Origin of the sequence: Leucobacter tardus, from assembly GCF_017583045.1 — a bacterium.
Taxonomy (GTDB): Bacteria; Actinomycetota; Actinomycetes; order Actinomycetales; family Microbacteriaceae; genus Leucobacter; species Leucobacter tardus.
Genome location: NZ_JAGFBF010000003.1, coordinates 19,722 through 39,282 on the forward strand (window position 1 = coordinate 19,722; position 19,561 = coordinate 39,282).

Annotated in this window: 21 protein-coding genes, 1 tRNA gene and 1 other RNA gene; 14 read left to right on the forward strand and 9 right to left on the reverse strand. The window is 66.3% G+C overall.

Going from position 1 to position 19,561, the window contains the following annotated elements:
- Nucleotides 1–9 precede the first annotated feature (9 nt).
- From prfB to ssrA, 5 genes are all read left to right on the forward strand, one after another.
- Complete coding sequence (gene prfB, locus J4H85_RS05190; RefSeq protein WP_208237573.1) at nt 10–1,128, forward strand: peptide chain release factor 2; 1,119 nt, start codon at nt 10–12, stop codon at nt 1,126–1,128.
- A 66-nt stretch (nt 1,129–1,194) separates the two neighbouring features.
- The gene (gene ftsE, locus J4H85_RS05195) at nt 1,195–2,415 is read left to right on the forward strand and encodes a cell division ATP-binding protein FtsE (protein ID WP_208237575.1); all 1,221 of its coding nucleotides are present in this window, start codon (nt 1,195–1,197) and stop codon (nt 2,413–2,415) included.
- Nucleotides 2,412–3,326 (forward strand): permease-like cell division protein FtsX, encoded by a 915-nt coding sequence (ftsX, locus tag J4H85_RS05200; protein WP_208237577.1) that lies wholly within the window; start codon nt 2,412–2,414, stop codon nt 3,324–3,326. Before ftsE ends, ftsX begins: the two co-directional genes overlap by 4 nt.
- An 80-nt stretch (nt 3,327–3,406) precedes the next feature.
- A complete protein-coding gene (smpB, locus tag J4H85_RS05205) occupies nt 3,407–3,883 on the forward strand; it encodes an SsrA-binding protein SmpB (RefSeq protein WP_208237579.1) in 477 nt (158 codons plus the stop codon).
- Nucleotides 3,884–4,008: 125 nt separating this feature from the next.
- Nucleotides 4,009–4,379, forward strand: a transfer-messenger RNA (tmRNA) gene (gene ssrA, locus J4H85_RS05210).
- A 53-nt stretch (nt 4,380–4,432) separates the two neighbouring features.
- Here ssrA and J4H85_RS05215 read toward each other — a convergent pair.
- Complete coding sequence (locus J4H85_RS05215; RefSeq protein ID WP_208237581.1) at nt 4,433–4,837, reverse strand: DUF3054 domain-containing protein; 405 nt, start codon at nt 4,835–4,837, stop codon at nt 4,433–4,435.
- Nucleotides 4,838–4,940: 103 nt separating this feature from the next.
- On the opposite strand from J4H85_RS05215, the gene J4H85_RS05220 reads away from it, so the two are divergent.
- A complete protein-coding gene (locus tag J4H85_RS05220) occupies nt 4,941–5,420 on the forward strand; it encodes a MarR family winged helix-turn-helix transcriptional regulator (RefSeq protein WP_208237583.1) in 480 nt (159 codons plus the stop codon).
- A 9-nt stretch (nt 5,421–5,429) separates the two neighbouring features.
- Here the strand turns inward: J4H85_RS05220 and J4H85_RS05225 are convergent, their stop codons facing one another.
- From J4H85_RS05225 to J4H85_RS05245, 5 genes are all read right to left on the reverse strand, one after another.
- Nucleotides 5,430–6,227 (reverse strand): inositol monophosphatase family protein, encoded by a 798-nt coding sequence (locus J4H85_RS05225; protein WP_208237585.1) that lies wholly within the window; start codon nt 6,225–6,227, stop codon nt 5,430–5,432.
- A 116-nt stretch (nt 6,228–6,343) separates the two neighbouring features.
- On the reverse strand, nt 6,344–6,781 hold the full coding sequence (locus J4H85_RS05230; RefSeq protein ID WP_208237587.1) for an Hsp20/alpha crystallin family protein: 438 nt from the start codon (nt 6,779–6,781) through the stop codon (nt 6,344–6,346).
- 185 nt (nt 6,782–6,966) lie between these two features.
- Nucleotides 6,967–7,039: transfer RNA gene (locus J4H85_RS05235), tRNA-Lys, on the reverse strand.
- 74 nt (nt 7,040–7,113) lie between these two features.
- Nucleotides 7,114–8,397, reverse strand: coding sequence for a Na+/H+ antiporter NhaA (nhaA, locus tag J4H85_RS05240; protein ID WP_208237589.1), 1,284 nt, complete (start codon nt 8,395–8,397; stop codon nt 7,114–7,116).
- Nucleotides 8,398–8,404: 7 nt separating this feature from the next.
- Nucleotides 8,405–8,608, reverse strand: coding sequence for a hypothetical protein (locus tag J4H85_RS05245; protein WP_208237590.1), 204 nt, complete (start codon nt 8,606–8,608; stop codon nt 8,405–8,407).
- Between the two features lie 143 nt (nt 8,609–8,751).
- Here J4H85_RS05245 and J4H85_RS05250 point away from each other — a divergent pair, with 143 nt between their 5' ends.
- From J4H85_RS05250 to J4H85_RS05280, 7 genes are all read left to right on the forward strand, one after another.
- The gene (locus J4H85_RS05250) at nt 8,752–8,985 is read left to right on the forward strand and encodes a hypothetical protein (RefSeq protein ID WP_208237592.1); all 234 of its coding nucleotides are present in this window, start codon (nt 8,752–8,754) and stop codon (nt 8,983–8,985) included.
- A gap of 62 nt (nt 8,986–9,047) precedes the next feature.
- Nucleotides 9,048–10,739 carry a dihydroxy-acid dehydratase gene (ilvD, locus tag J4H85_RS05255; RefSeq protein ID WP_208237594.1) on the forward strand — a complete coding sequence of 564 codons (1,692 nt, stop codon included), beginning with the start codon at nt 9,048–9,050 and terminating at the stop codon, nt 10,737–10,739.
- 38 nt (nt 10,740–10,777) lie between these two features.
- Nucleotides 10,778–12,583, forward strand: a complete 1,806-nt coding sequence (locus tag J4H85_RS05260; protein WP_208237596.1) for an acetolactate synthase large subunit — start codon at nt 10,778–10,780, stop codon at nt 12,581–12,583.
- Nucleotides 12,580–13,089, forward strand: a complete 510-nt coding sequence (ilvN, locus tag J4H85_RS05265; protein ID WP_208237598.1) for an acetolactate synthase small subunit — start codon at nt 12,580–12,582, stop codon at nt 13,087–13,089. The genes J4H85_RS05260 and ilvN overlap by 4 nt, the downstream gene beginning before the upstream one ends.
- A gap of 80 nt (nt 13,090–13,169) precedes the next feature.
- Nucleotides 13,170–14,195, forward strand: coding sequence for a ketol-acid reductoisomerase (gene ilvC / locus J4H85_RS05270; protein ID WP_208237600.1), 1,026 nt, complete (start codon nt 13,170–13,172; stop codon nt 14,193–14,195).
- 145 nt (nt 14,196–14,340) lie between these two features.
- Nucleotides 14,341–14,679 (forward strand): lycopene cyclase domain-containing protein, encoded by a 339-nt coding sequence (locus J4H85_RS05275; protein WP_208237601.1) that lies wholly within the window; start codon nt 14,341–14,343, stop codon nt 14,677–14,679.
- The gene (locus J4H85_RS05280) at nt 14,672–15,010 is read left to right on the forward strand and encodes a lycopene cyclase domain-containing protein (RefSeq protein WP_307863431.1); all 339 of its coding nucleotides are present in this window, start codon (nt 14,672–14,674) and stop codon (nt 15,008–15,010) included. The genes J4H85_RS05275 and J4H85_RS05280 overlap by 8 nt, the downstream gene beginning before the upstream one ends.
- Before the next feature lie 27 nt (nt 15,011–15,037).
- Here the strand turns inward: J4H85_RS05280 and J4H85_RS05285 are convergent, their stop codons facing one another.
- Nucleotides 15,038–16,108, reverse strand: a complete 1,071-nt coding sequence (locus tag J4H85_RS05285; protein ID WP_208237605.1) for an LCP family protein — start codon at nt 16,106–16,108, stop codon at nt 15,038–15,040.
- A 159-nt stretch (nt 16,109–16,267) separates the two neighbouring features.
- Here J4H85_RS05285 and J4H85_RS05290 point away from each other — a divergent pair, with 159 nt between their 5' ends.
- Nucleotides 16,268–17,806 (forward strand): protein adenylyltransferase SelO, encoded by a 1,539-nt coding sequence (locus J4H85_RS05290; RefSeq protein ID WP_243893480.1) that lies wholly within the window; start codon nt 16,268–16,270, stop codon nt 17,804–17,806.
- Nucleotides 17,807–17,842: 36 nt separating this feature from the next.
- Here J4H85_RS05290 and J4H85_RS05295 read toward each other — a convergent pair whose 3' ends face one another.
- Together J4H85_RS05295 and J4H85_RS05300 are read right to left on the reverse strand one after the other, a co-directional pair.
- Nucleotides 17,843–18,856 (reverse strand): aldo/keto reductase family protein, encoded by a 1,014-nt coding sequence (locus tag J4H85_RS05295; protein ID WP_208237607.1) that lies wholly within the window; start codon nt 18,854–18,856, stop codon nt 17,843–17,845.
- 34 nt (nt 18,857–18,890) lie between these two features.
- The gene (locus J4H85_RS05300) at nt 18,891–19,529 is read right to left on the reverse strand and encodes an alpha-ketoglutarate-dependent dioxygenase AlkB family protein (RefSeq protein WP_208237608.1); all 639 of its coding nucleotides are present in this window, start codon (nt 19,527–19,529) and stop codon (nt 18,891–18,893) included.
- Nucleotides 19,530–19,561: the final 32 nt, after the last annotated feature.

Consider the following 19,561-nt stretch of genomic DNA (forward strand, 5'->3'; position numbering starts at 1 on the left):
GGGCCCATCATGCTCGATCTCGATTTCAGCGCCCGTATCCGCGCCCTCCGCACCACGTTCGACGACATCGCGGCCGTTCTCGACCTCCCGCGTCTGGAGTCCGAGATCGCCGACCTGGAGACCCAGGCCTCCGCGCCCGATCTCTGGGACGACCCCGATGCCGCTCAGCGCGTCACCAGTGGCCTGAGCCATCGGCAGGCGCGCTTGCGGCGCGTACGCGGCGTCGAGCAGCGCCTCGACGACCTCGAGGTGCTCGTCGAGCTCGCGACCGAGGCTGAGGACGCGGACGCGGCAGCCGAGGCGGCGACCGAACTCGCAGACCTCGAGAAGACCGTGCAGGACCTTGAGGTGCAGACGATGCTCTCGGGGGAGTACGACGAACGCGCCGCAGTGGTGACGATCCGCTCGGGCGCGGGCGGCGACGACGCGACAGACTTCGCCGAGATGCTGCTCCGCATGTATCTCCGGTGGGCCGAGAAGCAGGGCTACACCTCCAAGGTGCTCGACACGTCGTACGCCGAAGGTGCGGGCATCAAGTCGGCGACGTTCGAGATCGACGCGCCGTACGCGTTTGGCACGCTCTCGGTCGAGGCCGGCACGCACCGACTCGCTCGCATCAGTCCGTTCGGGTCGGCCGACAAGCGCCAGACAAGCTTCGCCGGTGTCGAGGTGATCCCGCTGCTCGAGGAGGCGACCGAGGTCGACGTGCCCGAAACGGATCTGCGCATCGACGTGTACCGCTCCTCGGGGCCCGGCGGCCAGTCGGTGAACACGACCGACTCGGCCGTGCGCATCACCCACTTGCCGACCGGCCTCGTCGTCTCCATGCAGAACGAGAAGAGCCAGATCCAGAACCGTGCCGCCGCCATGCGGGTGCTGCAGACGCGCCTGTTGCTGCTGCAACGCGAAGAAGAAGCGGCCAAGAAGAAGGAGCTCGCCGGCAGCATCACGGCGAGCTGGGGCGATCAGATCCGCTCGTACTTCCTCTACGGTCAGCAGCTCGTGAAAGATCTGCGCACGGGGCACGAGTCCACGCAGCCCGACTCGGTCTTCGACGGCGAGATCGACGGGTTCATCGCCGCAGGCATCAAATGGCGTTCGCTGGAGCAGGCGTCCGCAGAAAGCTGAGAGCCTGACGAGTGCCTGCGCGTCGCGGGTGCTCCCGGAATCGTCGAGCGTAAGGTTGGGTTCGTCATGATCCTCTTCGAGAACGTCACCAAGCAGTACCGAGGTACGCAGCGCCCTGCGCTCGACTCGATCGACCTTAAGATCGACCGCGGCGAGTTCGTCTTCATCGTCGGTGCCTCGGGGTCGGGCAAGTCGAGCTGCCTGCAGCTGATTCTGCGGCAGGAGCAGCCGTCGTCCGGCAACATTCACGTTCTCGGGCAAGATCTTGGTCGGATCTCCTCGCGCAAAGTGCCGTACTTCCGCCGCAACCTCGGCATGGTCTTCCAAGACTTCCGGCTCCTCACCGACAAGACGGTCTACGAGAACGTCGCGTTCTCGCTGCAGGTCATCGGCAAGTCGCGCGGGTTCATCCAGGAGGCGGTGCCCGACACTCTCGAGATGGTCGGTCTCGGCAACAAGTCCAAGCGGTACCCGCACGAGCTCTCCGGCGGCGAGCAGCAGCGCGTCGCCATCGCACGTGCGATCGTGAATAAGCCGGCGATCCTGATGGCCGACGAACCGACCGGTAACCTCGACCCGGCGACCAGCCTCGGCATCATGCAGCTGCTCCGGGCGATCAACGCCTCCGGCACGACCGTCGTCATGGCGACCCACGAGGCGACCTTCGTCGACATCATGCAGCAGCGCGTCGTCGAGCTCTCGCAGGGCATCGTCGTTCGCGACGAGATCGGCGGAGGTTACGGCGAGACGGCGTCGATCCCGGTCACCGAGCTGCCTGCTGTGAGTGCACAGGTGCTCCGGACGAGCGAGGAAGTCGTGCGCGCCGCGCTCGCTCCCGAGTTCGGCGGAGAAGCGACCGCCGCGAGCGGTCGAATCGGACGCAGCGACGCGGGCGCCTCCGGTGTCGCTCCGCCCGGCGCCGTGCCGGTTGAGATCCCAGGATCCTCGGACGCCGTCGTGGAGACGGTCGATGACGCATCTGAGGTTTCCGATGCCGGCGGCATCGGAGAGGACCCCGCAACCGTGGCTGACGATGCCAGGTACCGGGCACCCCACGCGACGCCGCCTGAGACCGAGGCCGGTTGGACACCGGCGGAGGCCCCGGCGGAAGATGACGACGACCTCACTGTCGTCGCGGGGCAGCGGCGGGATGACCGCATCCCTGCGTTCCTCGAGCCCGGCGAAGACATCGACCCCGTCAAACTCGCGTCCGAGGGTGGGGTTGCCTCGAGGCTGGGGCTCTCGAGAGACGAAGACGACGATACGGATGTGGGGCCGGTTCGATGAGGGTAGGGCTCGTACTCGGAGAAGTCTGGAACGGACTCCGCCGCAACCTCTCGGTGGTGATCTCCGTCATCCTCGTCACGTTCGTCTCGTTGACGTTCGTGGGAACTGCGATTCTCATGCAGCTGCAGGTGCAGCAGATGAAGACCTTCTGGTATGACCGTGCTCAAGTCGCCGTCTACCTCTGCACGGAGTTCGACCAGAGTGCGACGTGCTCGGGCGAAGACGTCTCGGAGGAGCAGATCGCGGCGGTCGAGGATGCGCTCAACTCCGATGTGCTCGCGCCCTACATCGACGACTACTTCTTCGTCGATCACGAACAGGCCTACGAAGAGTTCACCGAGCAGTTCGCGGGCAACCCGATCGTCGATATCACCCGGGCCGAGCAGCTCAATCAGACGTACTGGCTGAAGCTCGACGATCCGTCCGAGTCGGCGATTATTCAAGAGACCTTCGCGGGTATTCCGGGCGTGCAGAGCGTCTCCGATCAGCGCAGCCTGCTCGATCGCATCTTCCTCTTCCTCGGCGTCGCGAGTTACACTGCGGTCACCATCGCCGGGCTGATGCTCGTCGCCGCCATGCTGCTCATCTCCACGACGATCCGGCTCTCGGCTTTCTCCCGCCGTCGCGAGATCGGCATCATGCGCCTCGTCGGCGCGTCGAACCGGTTCATCCAGACGCCGTTCGTGCTGGAGGGGGTGATCGCCGCCCTCGTGGGTGCGGTCCTTGCCGGCGCGGCCTCGGTGGGCATCGTGAAGTTCTTCGTGCAAGACTTCCTCGTCGCGGAAGTGCCCTTCACGAGTTACATCACGGTCGAGCAATCGCTTGTGGTACCGCCGATACTCGTGCTCGTGGGTGTGGTGCTCTCGGGGATCGCCGCGAAGATCGCCATCACCCGCTACCTCCGCGTGTAGCGCCCAACGCCCATCAGGGGCGCTGACCGACTCGAACCGGTAAGCTGGTGCTTTGGCGAACCCGCGAGAGGATGTGAGCGATGCCCAAGGAGAGCGGCGAGAAGCTGGTCGCCTCGAACAAGAAGGCGAGGCACGACTACCTCATTCTCGACACCTACGAGGCCGGCATGGTCCTCACGGGCAGCGAGGTGAAGTCGTTGCGCATGGGGCGCGCGTCGCTCGTCGACGGCTACGTCTTCTTCGAACGCGGTGAGGCCTGGCTGGATGCCGCGTACATCCCCGAGTATCTGAACGGGTCGTGGACGAACCACGCGCCCAGGCGCAAGCGCAAGCTTCTGCTCCACCGCCAGCAGATCGACAAGCTCTATCAGAAGACACGCGAGGGCGGTCTGACGGTGGTGCCGTTGCGCCTCTACTTCCTCGACGGGCGTGCCAAGGTCGAGATCGCGCTGGCTCGGGGCAAGAAGGAATACGACAAGCGGCAGACGCTTCGCGAGCGTCAGGACACCCGCGAGGCCGAGCGCGCTATGCGTCAGCGCAACCGGCTCGGGGAGTAGCCGTGGAGGGTGCCCGAGCCGTGCCGCGGTGATCGACACGGCCAGAACCGGCGTGGTATCCTGAAAGGCCGGCTCAGCCGGTGTCACATTGACAACTCCACAGTGCGTGATGTCACTCCTCTCTCGGGGCCGATCGGTTTCGACACGTCGATTTGAGACCGTGAGAAGCGGGTCGAGGACGCGAAGTTATCTCGTTAACGCCCTTCGCAAACCATAGGTGCCAACGCAAAGCGCACCGACTTCGCTCTCGCTGCCTAAGCACGAGACCGAGTCCGTCAGGCCGGGTTCGCCTCCACCCCGGTTCCTGGCGTCATTCAGGAGGCTTGCTGATGTGTCGCGCCTCAGGGCACATCGGGACTCTGCGTGAGGCTGGGCCCGTCGTCCGAGGTGTTCGTGACAACGGACGGGGCCGAGTAGAACGCCTGCACGAACTACACCCGTAGAAGGCACGGAATCATCGAAGTGGACCGGGGTTCGATTCCCCGCGGCTCCACCGAGACGCATCGGTCAGATGCGTCGGAGCGACGTCACGCACTGTGCGAGTGCCCCTCAGTCCGCGCGCGGCTCGCGATCCAGGCGACGCGTGAGAGCCGCAATTCCGCGCCAGCCGGCGAGTCCGATCAGCAGCGAGACGGTTGCGACGATGACGAAAGGCAGCGCGATGCCGCTGCCCGTGAGGGCGCGCAGGCCCATGCCGACGACGAGCGATGTCGCCCACACCGGCAGGCCCGTGCGCACCAAAGCCCAGGGGCGCTTCCATGCGCGTACCAGCGTCCATCCCACCGCTGCACCCACCAGAAACGGCCAGGCCGTCTGGAGCGTGCCGAGCACCGTCAGTTCTTCCGCGTGCGCACTGCGACCGATCCATGCGAAGAGCAGGATCACGACGATGTCGAGCGTCGCGGCGACGACGGTCGCGCGTCGCGAGAGCGGGAGAGAGGAGTGAGTCTGCATGAACCCATTGTATGAATCCTCCACACTCGGAGGTGACTCGAAGCGTTCACATAGACTATCTTCGCGATAGTGAGGACCGTCCGTGTCTTTGGGGAAGGAAACGATGGCGGAACCGGAATGGCTCAATGATGAGGAGCGACGCGCATGGCTTCGCCTGGTGAGTCTCAATGTGCTCCTGCCGAGCGCTCTTGAGGCGCAGCTCAAGCGCGACGCCGGAGTCACGCTGTTCGACTACCACGTGCTGGCGATGCTCTCCGACGCCGCGGATCACACACGGCTCATGAGCGACCTCGCGCTCTTCACCAATGCGTCGCTCTCCCGACTCTCCCACGTCGTCACGCGACTGGTGCGTCAAGGCTGGGTGCGGCGCGAGGCCCACCCGGGAGATGGGCGGGCGACGAATGTCGTGCTGACGGAGGCGGGGCAGCGGCACCTCGACCGACACGCGCCTGAGCACGTTGCGGAGGTCCGCAGACTCGTCTTCGACGCACTCGATCCCGGCGAGGTCGGTGCGTTCGCGGATCAGGTCGGACGGATCCTCGACGCGATCGATCCCGACGGACGTCACCAGCGAGAAGCGTAGCCCCTCGATTCAGTCCGCGCGGCGGCGCTCGCGAAGTTGGGCGATCACGGCGTCGTGCAGTCGCCCGTTCGTCGCGAGCGAGCTTCCGTTCCACGCGGTCTCCGCGCCGTCGACGTCGGTGAAGCGGCCACCGGCTTCGCGGACGATCGGGGCGATTGCGGCGAGATCGTAGGGCTTCACATCGAACTCGGCGACGATATCGACGAGCCCTTCCGCGAGCAGCATGTACGACCACATGTCGCCGTAGGCGCGATCCCGCCACACTGCTCGCGACAGTCCGATCAGCGGCTCGAGATACCCGGCCTGATCCCACTGCTCGATGCTCTGAAAGCTGAGCGAGGCGTGCTCGAGGTCGCGCACATGTGAGACCCGCAGGCGTCGGGGCTCCGCGGACGACGCCTGGGCCCACGCGCCATTGCCAGCAGACGCCCACCATCGGGCGCCGAACGCCGGAGCGGACACCACCCCGACCGTGGCGGACCCATCGACCTCGAGAGCGATGAGCGTCGCCCAGTTGGGGACCCCGCGGAGAAAGTTCGCCGTGCCGTCGATCGGGTCGATGATCCAACGGCGGGACCCCCGTTCGGATCGTCCGGATTCTTCGCCGAAGAAGCTGTCCCCTGGCAGTTCCTGCTCGATGACCTCGCGAAGCGCGCGCTCCACCGCGGTATCCGCGTCGGTGACATACGAACGGTCGGGTTTGGTGTCGACGTGCAGGTCAGCCGCCTGGAAGCGGGGGAGTGAGATCGAATCCGCGAGGTCCGCGAGGCGTCGGGCGAACTCGAGGTCGGTGGATGACTGGGTCATAGTTCCACCCTATCCGTGCCGCGCAGGCTACTGCCGCGCACGGAACGGGTCGCTTCTCGCGGTCCTCTCGGAAGAGGCGCGAGAAGCGACCCGTGTTCGCGGGGTCCGGCGGGCTCTTACGCGGTGATCGTGCGCGATTCCGCCGGGGCGCTATCGCTCGGAGTCTCCACCTCGATCTTCCGGGGCTTCGCCCGTTCGCTGATCGGGATGATGACGCTCAGCACGCCGTTCTCGTACGACGCCGAGATTTGGGCCGTGTCGACGCCCTCGCCGATGCTGAACTGGCGAAGGTAGCTGCCCTCCGCACGCTCGCGGGTGAGCCACTTGACACCATCGGCCGAGGCCGCCGAGCGCTGCGCGCGAATGGTGAGGAGCTGACCGTCGACATCGACATCGACGGACCCCGGGTCGACGCCAGGCAGGTCGGCCGACAGCACGTATCGCTGCTGGTCACGGTACAGGTCGACCGGCATGACGCGCGGGGCCGAGCGGGACTGGAGCAGTCCGCCCGTGAGGCGATCCAGCTCGCTGAAAGGATCAAAAGACATCGCCATAATGAATCAATCTCCCTCCGATTTCGTCAACTTGAGTCCCTTTCGCTCAAGTTGCAAACAGATTACCTGCGGTCACCCGGAAATTCGCTCGGAGGTGTCCGGGAGCGTGCTTGAAAGGCGCCGAAAAATCTCTGAGCGCGCGGGCAATGCAAAAGGCCCCCACTCGTGAGAGTGAGGGCCTGCGGTACACCCCCCGGGACTTGAACCCGGAACCCGCTGATTAAGAGTCAGCTGCTCTGCCAATTGAGCTAGAGGTGCTCGCTGCGACCGGCGCAACAGAACTAATTTAGCATGGCCCGCGACACTGCTCAAATCGTGGTGTTCCGAGCGTGTCAGTGGGTTCGCGGGAGTCGTTTGGCGGCGCGCGCCTCGCTGGGCCTGACCAGGAAACAGGCGGACACTGCGATGGCGATGAGCGATCCGACCATGACGGCCAGTCGCGCCATATCCGCGTGCTCAGGGTCGGTGAAACTGAGGTCGGTGACGAGGAGCGACACGGTGAAGCCGACGCCCGCGAGTGCGCCGACCCCGACCAGTTTCTTCCACTGCACCGACGCGTCGAGCTCGGCTCGCGTGAACTTCGTGACCAGCCAGGTGGTCACGGTGATTCCGATGGGCTTGCCGAGGACCAGTCCGGCCATGACACCGAGCGCGACCGGATCGAACGGGAAGCCCGAGGTGGATCCGACTGCCACTCCCGCGGCGAAGAACGCGAACAGCGGAACGGCGACTCCGGTCGAGAGCGGACGGAAACGACGCTCGAAGATCTCCGCGAGATCGGTGTCGCGCTTGCCGCGCACGGGGATGAGGAACGCCAGAACGACTCCGGCGATCGTCGCGTGGATGCCCGACGCGTGGAACAGGCCCCACGCGACGACGCCCAGCGGGAGCATGATCGCCCAGGGGGCGATCCCCGAGCGCGCGAGCCGATGCGGGAAACGGTGTCCGATGATCGCGAACGCAGCGATGGGGATCGCGGACAGCCCCAAGGCCGCGAGATTGAGTCCGTCGGTGTAGAAGATGGCGATGATCGTGATCGCGATGAGGTCGTCCACCACGGCGAGCGTCAGGAGGAACATGCGCAGCGCCATGGGGATGCCCGGCGCGAGCAGGCCGAGAACGGCGACGGCGAAGGCGATATCGGTCGCCGTGGGGATCGCCCATCCGTGCGCTGTCTCCGTGCCGGCGTTCACAGCGGTGTAGATCAGTGCCGGAACCGCGACGCCGCCGAACGCCGCCGCGACGGGCACGACGGCGGTGGAGAAGCGACTCAGGGCGCCACCGACGAACTCGCGTTTGAGCTCGAGTCCGACCATGAAGAAGAAGATCGCGAGCAGCCCATCAGCCGTCCACTCTCCGATGGAGAGGTGCAGATGCAGTGCCTCGGGCCCGACCGTGAACTCCTTGATCGAGAAGTAGGCGTCGGAGAGGGGACTGTTCGCGGCGATGAAGCCGAGCGCGGCCGCGGCCATGATAATCACGCCGCCGACGAGCTCGGCGCGGAGCACGCGGCTCACGCGCGCGACCTCGCGCCGATTGACGTATGAAATCACCCTGATCGGGTGACTGCGCGTGCTCGGAGCGCCCGGCTCATGCAGGGGAGATGTTTCGGTCATGCGTGGATTACTGGTTCAGCTCCTCGAAGACCCGATCCTCTTCCTCTTTCGCTACACCCGCGACTGAGAGCGCGAACCCGCCGATCCAGATGCCCCAGACGATCAATCGCCGCCAGTCCGCGGGCATGTTCTTCGTACGTTTGATGACGCCGAGCACACTGATGGCCGACCCGATCACGCCGGGGTTGGTCACGTACCTGCCTATGGACATGTGTCCTCCCAAAAACGTCGCTGGTCCTCGCGGTCGCGAGCGATACGGAACCAGCCTACTCGGTGCGGTACGCTGGGAAGCGATTCGCGCGCTGACCTTGCGCGCAGGCGTGCAGGTCGAACCGCGTGGGAGGAAGAGTCGGAATGGCGAAGCAGAACGAGGCACTGTTCGAAGAGAGCTCGCAGGGAGCGGTCGGTGTGTCGACGGCGATCGGGTTCATCGTCTCGATGGTGTTGATGCTCGGCGGGTTCGTTCTGATGAGCTACGCCTTCACCGCTGACCCGGCGGCCGGGCTCTGGGAGTTCGTCGGCGGATTGGCCGCGGTGTTCGTTGGCTTCATGATCCCCTTCAGCTACCGGATCAAGCCGGGCAAGTAGCCCGCGGTTTCGCGGGTGGATCGATGCCCGTCTGGTTGACCAGGCGGGTCTAGACTGGTCGCATGTCTGAGATCGATATCAAGCCGCGCAGTCGCGACGTCACCGACGGAATCGAGAAAGCCGCGGCCCGAGGCATGCTTCGGGCCGTCGGCATGGGCGACGAGGATTGGGATAAGCCCCAGATCGGCATCGCGAGCTCGTGGAACGAGATCACGCCGTGCAACCTGAGTCTCGATCGACTCGCGCAGGGCGCCAAGGAAGGCGTGCACGCGGGCGGCGGGTACCCCCTCCAGTTCGGTACCATCTCCGTCTCGGACGGCATCTCGATGGGCCACGAGGGCATGCACTTCTCGCTCGTGTCGCGCGAGGTCATCGCCGACTCGGTGGAGACCGTGATGATGGCTGAGCGCCTCGACGGTTCGATCCTGCTCGCGGGCTGCGACAAGTCGCTCCCCGGCATGCTGATGGCAGCCGCTCGGCTCGACCTCGCCTCGGTGTTCCTGTACGCCGGATCGATCGCTCCGGGTTGGGTGAAGCTCGAGGACGGTACCGAGAAGCAGGTGACCATTATCGACGCGTTCGAAGCGGTCGGTGCCTGCAAGGCCGGAACGATGAGCGAGGAAGACCTGAAGCGCGTGGAGTGCGCGATCGCACCGGGCGAGGGCGCTTGCGGCGGCATGTTCACCGCCAACACGATGGCCTGCGTCGCCGAGGCGCTCGGCATGAGTCTGCCGGGTTCGGCTGCACCCCCGAGCGCCGACCGTCGTCGCGATTACTTCGCTCACCGCTCGGGCGAGGCGGTCGTTCGTATGCTCGAACGCGGCATTTCGTCCCGCGACATCTTGACGAAGAAAGCGTTCGAGAACGCCATCGCCGTGGCGATGGTGCTCGGCGGTTCGACGAATGCGGTGCTCCACCTGCTCGCCATCGCACGCGAAGCCGAAGTCGAGCTCACGCTCGACGACTTCACCCGGATCGGGCAGCAGGTGCCTCACCTCGCCGACATGAAGCCGTTCGGTCAGTACGTCGCGCAGGATTTCGATCGTGTCGGCGGCATGCCGGTGATCATGAAGGCCCTGCTCGATGCCGGTCTCCTGCACGGCGACGTGCTCACCGTCACCGGCAAGACGATGGCCGAGAACCTCGCCGACGTGACGACACCGCTCGACGGCAAAGTGATCCGCACGCTCGATGACCCGCTGCACGAGAACGGCGGGCTCACGATCCTGTCCGGTTCGCTCGCTCCGGAGGGCGCGGTCGTGAAGACGGCGGGCTTCGACGCCGAGGTGTTCGAGGGCCCCGCGCGCGTGTTCGAGCGGGAGCGCGCGGCCATGGATGCGCTGTCCGAGGGCAAGATCGGCAAGGGTGACGTCGTCGTGATCCGGTATGAGGGACCGAAGGGCGGGCCAGGCATGCGCGAGATGCTCGCGATCACCGGCGCGATCAAGGGCGCGGGGCTCGGTAAAGATGTACTACTATTGACGGACGGACGATTCTCAGGCGGCACAACCGGCCTGTGCATCGGCCATATTGCGCCGGAGGCGTCGGACGGTGGTCCGATCGCACTCCTCCGCGACGGGGACCTGATTCGGGTCGACATCGCCGCACGAACGCTCGACCTCCAGGTGGATCCCGCCGAGCTCGAGGCCCGCAGAGCAGACTGGGCTCCGCTTCCCCCGCGTTACACGCGCGGCGTTCTGGCCAAGTACACGCAGCTCGTTCACTCCGCATCCGAGGGTGCGATCACGGGTTGAACGCGCGCTCGCGCACACCGTCACACAGAAAGCATGAGATGAACTCGGATACGAGTACGACCGCAGCAGATCCCCGTGCCGCTGCTCCCCGCGGCGAGCAGATGAGCGGTGCGCAGGCCGTCTTGCGCAGCCTGGAGCTGCTCGGGGTCACCGATGTCTTCGGCTTGCCCGGAGGTGCGGTCCTGCCGCTCTACGACACCATCATGAACGCACCCATGCCGCGGCACATCCTCGTGCGCCATGAGCAGGGAGCGGGGCACGCGGCCGAGGGTTACGCCGCGGCTTCGGGACGCGTCGGTGTGTGCATCGCGACCTCGGGCCCCGGTGCGACGAACCTCGTCACGGCGATCGCCGACGCCTACATGGATTCCGTGCCGCTGCTCGCGATCACCGGGCAGGTGTTCTCGCACCTGATGGGTACGGACGCGTTCCAGGAAGCGGACATCGTCGGCATCACGATGCCGATCACGAAGCACTCGTTCCTGGTGAAGCGCGCGGAGGACATCCCGAGCACGCTCGCGGCCGCGTATCATCTCGCGGCGAGCGGTCGGCCGGGGCCCGTCCTCGTCGACATCACGAAGGACGCCCAGGAGGGTCTCTTCGACTTCGAGTGGGATCCGCGCGTGGACCTGCCCGGGTACCGCCCCATCACGAAGGCGAACAGCAAGCAGATCCAGGCGGCGGCCGAGCTCATCGCTCAAGCGGACCGGCCGGTCTTCTACGTGGGGGGCGGCGTCGTTCGCGCGGAAGCGTCCACCGAGCTCCTGCGGCTCGCCGAACAGGTGGGCGCACCGGTCGTCACGACGCTCATGGCGCGCGGCGTCTTCCCCGATGCCCACGAGCAGAACCTCGGCATGCCTGGCATGCACGGCACCGTTCCCGCGGTCCTCGCCCTCCAGGAGGCCGACCTCCTCATCACGCTGGGCGCACGGTTCGATGATCGGGTCACCGGGAAGGCCGCGCAGTTCGCTCCGGACGCGAAGGTGATCCACGCCGACATCGATCCCGCGGAGATCGGCAAGATCCGCGCCGCGGACGTGCCGATCGTGGGCGACGCGCGCGAGGTGATCGCCGATCTCGTCGCCGCGATCAGCACGCTGCAGCGCGACCGTGAGTTCGCCGACCTCACGGTGTGGTGGAATCGTCTGAACGGTCTGCGCGCCAAGTTCCCGCTCGGGTACGAACCGACGAGCGATGGTCTGCTCTCGCCGCAGCACGTGATCCAGCGCATCGGCGAGCTGACGGGCCCCGAGGGGGTCTTCGCCTCCGGCGTCGGACAGCACCAGATGTGGGCGGCGCAGTTCATCGCGTATCAGCGCCCGAACGCCTGGCTGAACTCCGGCGGTGCCGGCACCATGGGGTACTCGGTCCCCGCCGCGATGGGTGCGAAGGTCGCCGAGCCCGAGCGCGCCGTCTGGGCGATCGACGGCGACGGGTGCTTCCAGATGACGAATCAGGAGCTCGCAACCTGCGTCGTGAACAACATCCCGATCAAGGTCGCGATCATCAACAACTCGTCGCTCGGCATGGTACGCCAGTGGCAGACGCTGATCTACGAGGGCCGCTACTCGAACACGGACCTGAACACGGGTCACGGTTCCTCGCGGGTTCCCGACTTCGTGAAGCTCGGCGAAGCGTACGGCTGCCTCTCGATTCGCGTCGAGCACGAGGACCAGGTCGACGACGCCATCAGGCTCGCGCTTGAGACGAACGATCGCCCGGTGGTCATCGACTTCGTCGTGAGCGCCGACGCGATGGTGTGGCCGATGGTACGCCAGGGCACGTCGAACAGCGACGTGCAGTACGCCCGAGAACACAGCCCCGAATGGGAGGAGGAAGCATGAGCCGCCACGTTCTGAGCCTCCTCGTCGAGGACAAGCCCGGTCTGCTGACCCGAGTCGCCGGCCTCTTCGCGCGGCGCGGCTTCAATATCGATTCCCTCGCGGTGGGGCCGACCGAGATCCCGGGCCTGTCGCGCATCACGGTGGTCGTCGATCAGGATCAGGTGCTTCTCGAACAGGTGACGAAGCAGCTCAACAAGCTGGTCAACGTCATCAAGATCGTGGAGCTCGAGCCGCAGTCCTCGGTGCAGCGCGAGCACATGCTGATCAAGGTGCGGGTCGACAACCACACCCGCTCGCAAGTGCTCGAAGCGGTCAACCTGTTCCGGGCGCGTGTGGTCGACGTCGTCACCGACGCCCTCGTCATCGAGGTCACCGGCGACACGGGCAAGGTCGACGCATTCCTGAAGGTGCTCGAACCGTTCGGGATCAAGGAGATCGCGCAGTCCGGCCTCATCGCCGTCGGACGCGGCCCGAAGTCGATCACCGAACGCGTCTTCAAGAACTAGTCTCACGGCCAGATCGGGCCCCGCACACCTGCGCCCTTCGTGGCGCGCCTCACTACTCACGACAATAGAAGGAGAATCCCATGGCAGAGATCTACTACGACAGCGACGCCGACCTGTCGGTCATCCAGAGCAAGAAGGTCGCGGTCGTCGGGTACGGCTCGCAGGGACACGCGCACGCCGGCAACCTCCGGGATTCGGGCGTCGATGTCGTCGTCGCCCTGCGCGAGGGGTCGAAGTCGACCGCGAAGGCCGAGGAGGCCGGCTTCACCGTGAAGTCGGTCGCCGACGCGACACAGTGGGCCGACCTCATCATGATTCTCGCTCCGGATCAGAGCCAGCGGTCGATCTTCCAGGACGAAATCAAGCCGAACCTGACCGAGGGCAAGACCATCGCCTTCGCGCACGGATTCAACATCCGCTTCGGTCTCATCGAGGCTCCCGAAGGCGTCGACGTGATCCTCGTCGCACCGAAAGCCCCGGGCCACACCGTGCGCCGCGAGTTCGTCGCCGGTCGCGGTATCCCCGACATCATCGCCGTCGAGGTCGACGCCTCCGGCACCGCCTGGAACACCGCGAAGGCCTACGCCAAGGCCATCGGCGGCACTCGTGCGGGCGTCATCAAGACCACCTTCACCGAGGAGACCGAGTCCGACCTCTTCGGCGAGCAGGCTGTGCTCTGCGGTGGAACGTCGCAGCTCGTGCAGTACGGGTTCGAGGTGCTCACCGAGGCCGGGTACCAGCCGGAGATCGCCTACTTCGAGGTGCTGCACGAGCTGAAGCTCATCGTCGACCTCATGTGGGAGGGCGGCATCGCCAAGCAGCGCTGGTCCGTATCGGACACCGCCGAGTACGGCGACTACGTCTCGGGACCCCGGGTCATCGACGCCTCGGTCAAGGAGAACATGAAGGCGGTACTCGCCGACATTCAGTCGGGCGCGTTCGCCAAGCGCTTCATCGACGACCAGGACAACGGCGCTCAGGAGTTCCAGGAGCTGCGGGCCAAGGCCGAGTCGCACCCCATCGAGAAGACCGGTGCCGAGCTGCGCAAGCTCTTCGCATGGCAGCAGCAGGACGACGACTACGTCGACGGCAGCGCCGCGCGCTGATCGTCGCGCTGACGGGTTTCGTCGAGAACGCCCCCGAGCTCAGGCTCGGGGGCGTTCTGCGTGCCGGGGGGTTCGGTCGGGACGGCCGTGGGATAGTGAAGAGCCCGGGTGGTCCGGGGGCGGGGAAGCGGACGGAGACTGTGCGGTGCATCTGATCTATCTCGGGGCGCTGCTGGTGGCGTTCGCCGGCATGGCGACCATCGATGTGCGTCACCGCCTCTTCCTCACGCGGGACCCGAAGCGGGCGATCGTCACCGTACTCGTCGGCTTCGTCGTTCTGCTCATCGTCGATGTCGTCGCGATTCTCTGCGGTCTCTTCATCATCGGCGCGTCGCCGTTCATGACCGGCATCACCATCGCCCCGCACATGCCCATCGAGGAGCCGCTCTTCCTGCTCTTCCTGAGCTACCTCACGATGGTGCTGGTCGCGCTCGTGGAGCGCGTGCAAGATGTGTTGCAGGATCGGAGCCGCGCGCGTGCCTGATGGATCTGCGACCTACTTCTGGATCGCCTGCGCGATGCTCGGGGCGAGTCTTGCCTTCCGCGTCTGGATCGACGCGCGCGCGCATCGACGCGGCGAACGCGTTCGGGTGCTTCCCACCGTGGTCGCCGCGACGGTGCTCGTGGTGCTCACGGTGGTGTTCGACAACGTCATGATTCTCGCCGATTTGTTCCAGTTCGACCACGACCAGCTGATCGGCATCTACCTCGGCGTCGCGCCGATCGAGGACCTCAGCTACCCCCTGTGCACGGCGATCCTGCTTCCCGCCGTGTGGAGGGTGCAGCGCAAGGGCCGCGTCCCCTCATCGGTGTGAAGAGACGCGGCCACTGAGGCGACGCGATTACTCCTGCGCCGCGGCGTACTCGTCGAGAGTTCCGTCTGCGAATGCCGTACGGACATTCTCGAGTTCCGTTTCATCGGGGATCACGATCGACTGCCCGTCCGCCGAGGTGCCCGTTCCATTGGTCGGGCTCGTGAAGAACGAGATGTCGTTCGACCGGATGCTGCGCATATCGATGCCGAGCATGACGGTGCGGTTCAGATTCAGACCTTCATCGAGGATGAGGTAGGGCTTGAGCGATTCGAAGACCGAGGTCACTCGGTCCACGCTGCCGAGCGTTTCCGAGCTGAGCAACTGGCCGAACAGCGCTTGCAAGTAGACCTGCTGGTTCCGTACGCGCTGGTAGTCGCCGTCTGAGAACGCGTACCGTTCGCGAACGTACGACAGCGCCTGATCGCCGTCGAGGGTGATCTCGCCCTCGGCGAAGGTGAAGTCGCCACCACCGTTCTGCGCGGTGTACTCGATCGGGTTGTCGATGGTCACGCCGCCGACCGCGTCGGTGAGTCCCTTGAACGAGTCGAAATCGATGAGCGCCACATGATCGATACGGGCGCCGATGAAGTTCTCGACGGAGTTGACGGCGAGCGGCAAGCCTCCATAGGCGACCGCCGCGTTGATCTTGGCCTCGCCATGGCCCTCGATGTTCACCCAGTTGTCGCGCATGATCGACATCACCGTGATCGAATCGTCCTCTGGCGAGATCTGCGCGACCATGATCGCATCGCTCCGGAAGTCGCCGAGGTCCTCGATCGTGGCGCCCGGGTCGGTCGTCTCGCGCGAGTCGGAGCCCAGCAGCAGAATGTTGATCGGTGCGTCGTCGCCGGTGGCCTCAGCCGGCCGCTGCCACTCGGGATCCTGCTCGATCGAGACCCGGTCGACTTCGTTGTAGGTACTCGCGAGCAGTGCATATCCGATGCCGACGACGAGACCGAGGAGCACCAGGAGCACGGTGATGAGGATGAGGACGCGCTTCAGACCGCGACGGCGCTTCGAGCGCCGGGGGGCCGGCTCGGGGTCAGGGGTTCCATCGTCCGCGAAAAGGCGATTGAGCGCGCTGTTGGACTGGTTCACGTGTCTGCTCCCGGGATTCGAACGTGCTGGTGCTGCGAGTCGGTGCGAGGGCGGACGCGCATCGTATTCCGTCCAGGATACCCGGCAGTCGCTGCGTAAAGGTTCGTGCGTCGCCCCAGGCTGAGGACGCACGGAGCCTGGAGCCGTATCCTCGTGTCCATGCAGGGAGAGCGAGCGATGGATCAGCAGGAGACGGTCGGCGGAATCGAGTGCTCGAGCGTGTTCGCCGACGCCTTTCCGGAGCTCGCCGTGCCCTGGCAGTCCGCGCGGCCGGAGCTTCCGGCTCCCCTCGTCGTGAACGACGCCGTCGCTCGTGACCTCGCGCTCGACCCGCGGTGGCTCCGCTCGGAGACCGGCGTGCGCGCGCTGCTCGCCAACGAGGTGGACGCGTCGGCGCGGCCGGTCGCGCAGGCGTACGCCGGTCACCAGTTCGGCAACTACTCGTCTCGGCTCGGCGACGGCCGTGCGCTGCTGCTCGGCGAGCGGCGCAACCAGGCGGGGGAGCTTCGCGACATCCACCTCAAGGGATCGGGGCCGACCCCGTTCGCGCGCAGCGACGGATTCGCCGCGACCGGTCCGATGCTGCGCGAGTACGTGCTCGGCGAAGCCATGGCCGCACTCGGGATCCCGACGACGCGCGCACTCGCGGTCATCGACACCGGGCGGCGCGTTCGCCGCGACGCGGAGTTGCTCCCGGGTGCCGTGCTCGTCCGGGTCGCCAGCAGCCATATGCGCGTCGGAACGTTCCAGTACGCGCGATCCCTCCGGAATGACGAGCTGCTCGCACGCCTCGTGCAGGTCGCCCTCGAACGGCACTACCCCGATCGAGCGAGCGCCGAATCGCCGGCACTCGCCCTGCTGGACGGGGTCATCGAGGCGCAAGCCGAGCTCGTGGCGCAGTGGATGCTGGTCGGGTTCATCCACGGCGTCATGAACACCGACAACGTCTCGATCGCGGGGGAGACCATCGACTACGGCCCCTGCGCGTTCATGGACGCGTTCGAACCGACGACCGTGTACAGCTCGATCGACCATCAGGGCCGATACGCCTACGGGAACCAGCCGGGGATCACCCAGTGGAATCTCGCGCGATTCGCGGAGGCGCTGCTGCCGTTGCTGGACGACGACGAGGCGCGGGCCATCGAGCTCGCCGAGGACCGTATCGGTCGGTTCGCCGCCCAGTACGAATCCGCGTGGCTCGCGGGCATGCGAAAGAAGCTCGGCATCACCGGCGCAAGCACCGACGCGGATACGACGGCGCGGGATGTCGAGCTCGCGCAGACGATGCTGCAGGACCTGCGCGACCACCGGGTGGACTACACGAGTTTCTTCCGCGCACTGGCCGATGCAGCCCGCGGCGACGCTGATCCGATCAGCGAGCTCTTCGCTCGATCCTCAGACCAGGGGACCGCACCGCGTGTCGATCCCGCGTCGTCGTCGTGGCCGCGGCCGTGGACTGAGGCGTGGCTCGCGCTCGGGCCCGAAGCGGAGCGCATGGATCGCGTGAATCCCGTCTACGTGCCGCGCAACCACATCGTCGAAGCCGCACTCGACGCGGCGACCGCCGGCGACCTCGCGCCGCTCACGCACCTCGTCGACGTGCTCCGCGCGCCATTCGACGTGCGGCCGGAGCACGAGTCGTTCGCGCACCAGGCTCCGAAGGGATCCTGGATCGGCGCCACATTCTGCGGCACCTGAGATGCACCGGAGTCGGACGTCGCGGAGTGACCGGCGTCAGACCAGCCGACGCTCCGGCGAAGACGATTCGGTCTGCTCAGGGTCGCGCTCGACGACACCCGTGAGCGCATCATCGATCGCCTGCAGCAGGTCGGCTTCCAGTGTGATGCCCGACGCCTTGACGGTGTCGCCGAGCTGCTCCGGGCGCGACGCCCCGACGAGCGCGGCCGAGACGTTCGGGTTCTGCAGCACCCAGGCGATGCCCATCTGCGGCATCGTGAGACCGGCCTGCTCGGCGAGGGGCTGCAACCGCTGCACGGCCGTCAGCACCTCGTCGCGCATGAACCGCTGATCCACGTTGTCCCGGCTCTTCTCGTTCGCCGCTCGCGACCCTTCCGGAAGCGCCTCGCCCGCGCGGTACTTGCCGGTGAGCACGCCCTGCGCGAGCGGCGACCAGACGACCTGCGAGATCCCGAGCTCCTGCGACGTGGGGACGACACGGTCTTCGATGACGCGCCACAGCGCGGAGTACTGCGGCTGGTTCGACACGAGCTGGATGCCGAGGTCCTGTGCCAACCCGTGCCCGGCACGCAGCTGGTCGGCGGTCCACTCGGAGACGCCGATGTAGAGCACCTTGCCCAGTCGCACGAGGTCGGCGAACGCCTGGAACGTCTCCTCGAGGGGCGTCTCATGATCGAAACGGTGCGCCTGATAGACATCGATGTACTCGGTGCCGAGGCGACGCAGCGACCCATCGACGGAGTCGCGGATGTGCTTCCGGCTGAGACCCGTGTTGTTCGGGCCTTTGGCCCCGGTCGGGAAGTAGACCTTGGTCATGAGTTCGAGCGTGTCCCTGCGCTGCCCCTTCAACGCCTCACCGAGTACCGCCTCGGCTCGCGTGTTGGCGTACACGTCTGCGGTGTCGAACGTGGTGATCCCGTGCTCGAGCGCCGCGTGGACGGTCGCGATCGCCGCGTCGTCCTCCACCTGCGAGCCGTGCGTCACCCAGTTGCCGTAGGTGATCTCAGAGACCTTGAATCCGCTGTTGCCGAGGTACCGATACGCGACCATGACGCCCACCCTACTCCGGGGTGCCGGGGGTGGATCAAGAGAGACCGGTGACACGCATCGTAATGTTCACCCGCCCGTGCTCGAGTCCGCACCCCGTCGGAGCGGTCCCGGCGTGCGTCCGCTGCACCCCGTGAAACGCGAACCGCGACGGTCCGCCGAAGACGAAGAGGTCTCCGGAGGCGAGCTCGACGTCGGAGTACGGCCGGTTGCGATGCTCCGTGTTGCCGAACCGGAATGTGCAGGTATCACCGATCGACAGGGAGACGACGGGGGCGTCGGAGCGCTCGTCCTTATCCTGATGCATGCCCATGCGCGCCTGCTCGTCGTAGTAGTTCACGAGCGCCGTGTCGGGAGTGTACGCGTCGCCGGCACGCGGATCGTCCGTCGCCTCGACGAGGGCCTGCCTGCCGAGCTCACCGAGCCAGTCCGGAAAGTCGAGCACGCGACGGCCGTTCACGTCGACGGCCTCGCGCGTGTACTGATAGGGACGCCAGTGCCACCCCAGACACACCGTCTTGACCGACATCTCGTGTCCGCGCACGCGAGCGGCGCGGATCGGCACCGGACCGTCCGCCCAGGCGGCGAACTGGCCGATGATCCAGCGCTGCTGCTCGAGCGACAGCCAGCCGGGCACATGGTGAGCGCCGTCCGGGAGTTCAGGCGGGAGCAGCATGCCACCACACTAACCCGCGCGGCGACCGACGC

What these genes read in the sequence shown, in the direction of transcription:
- prfB (WP_208237573.1), top strand. Translation starts at nt 10, where the DNA reads ATGCTCGATCTCGATTTCAGCGCCCGTATCCGCGCCCTCCGCACCACG.
- ftsE (WP_208237575.1), top strand. Translation starts at nt 1,195, where the DNA reads ATGATCCTCTTCGAGAACGTCACCAAGCAGTACCGAGGTACGCAGCGC.
- ftsX (WP_208237577.1), top strand. Translation starts at nt 2,412, where the DNA reads ATGAGGGTAGGGCTCGTACTCGGAGAAGTCTGGAACGGACTCCGCCGC.
- smpB (WP_208237579.1), top strand. Translation starts at nt 3,407, where the DNA reads ATGCCCAAGGAGAGCGGCGAGAAGCTGGTCGCCTCGAACAAGAAGGCG.
- J4H85_RS05215 (WP_208237581.1), bottom strand. Translation starts at nt 4,837, where the DNA reads ATGCAGACTCACTCCTCTCTCCCGCTCTCGCGACGCGCGACCGTCGTC.
- J4H85_RS05220 (WP_208237583.1), top strand. Translation starts at nt 4,941, where the DNA reads ATGGCGGAACCGGAATGGCTCAATGATGAGGAGCGACGCGCATGGCTT.
- J4H85_RS05225 (WP_208237585.1), bottom strand. Translation starts at nt 6,227, where the DNA reads ATGACCCAGTCATCCACCGACCTCGAGTTCGCCCGACGCCTCGCGGAC.
- J4H85_RS05230 (WP_208237587.1), bottom strand. Translation starts at nt 6,781, where the DNA reads ATGGCGATGTCTTTTGATCCTTTCAGCGAGCTGGATCGCCTCACGGGC.
- nhaA (WP_208237589.1), bottom strand. Translation starts at nt 8,397, where the DNA reads ATGACCGAAACATCTCCCCTGCATGAGCCGGGCGCTCCGAGCACGCGC.
- J4H85_RS05245 (WP_208237590.1), bottom strand. Translation starts at nt 8,608, where the DNA reads ATGTCCATAGGCAGGTACGTGACCAACCCCGGCGTGATCGGGTCGGCC.
- J4H85_RS05250 (WP_208237592.1), top strand. Translation starts at nt 8,752, where the DNA reads ATGGCGAAGCAGAACGAGGCACTGTTCGAAGAGAGCTCGCAGGGAGCG.
- ilvD (WP_208237594.1), top strand. Translation starts at nt 9,048, where the DNA reads ATGTCTGAGATCGATATCAAGCCGCGCAGTCGCGACGTCACCGACGGA.
- J4H85_RS05260 (WP_208237596.1), top strand. Translation starts at nt 10,778, where the DNA reads ATGAACTCGGATACGAGTACGACCGCAGCAGATCCCCGTGCCGCTGCT.
- ilvN (WP_208237598.1), top strand. Translation starts at nt 12,580, where the DNA reads ATGAGCCGCCACGTTCTGAGCCTCCTCGTCGAGGACAAGCCCGGTCTG.
- ilvC (WP_208237600.1), top strand. Translation starts at nt 13,170, where the DNA reads ATGGCAGAGATCTACTACGACAGCGACGCCGACCTGTCGGTCATCCAG.
- J4H85_RS05290 (WP_243893480.1), top strand. Translation starts at nt 16,268, where the DNA reads ATGCAGGGAGAGCGAGCGATGGATCAGCAGGAGACGGTCGGCGGAATC.
- J4H85_RS05295 (WP_208237607.1), bottom strand. Translation starts at nt 18,856, where the DNA reads ATGGTCGCGTATCGGTACCTCGGCAACAGCGGATTCAAGGTCTCTGAG.
- J4H85_RS05300 (WP_208237608.1), bottom strand. Translation starts at nt 19,529, where the DNA reads ATGCTGCTCCCGCCTGAACTCCCGGACGGCGCTCACCATGTGCCCGGC.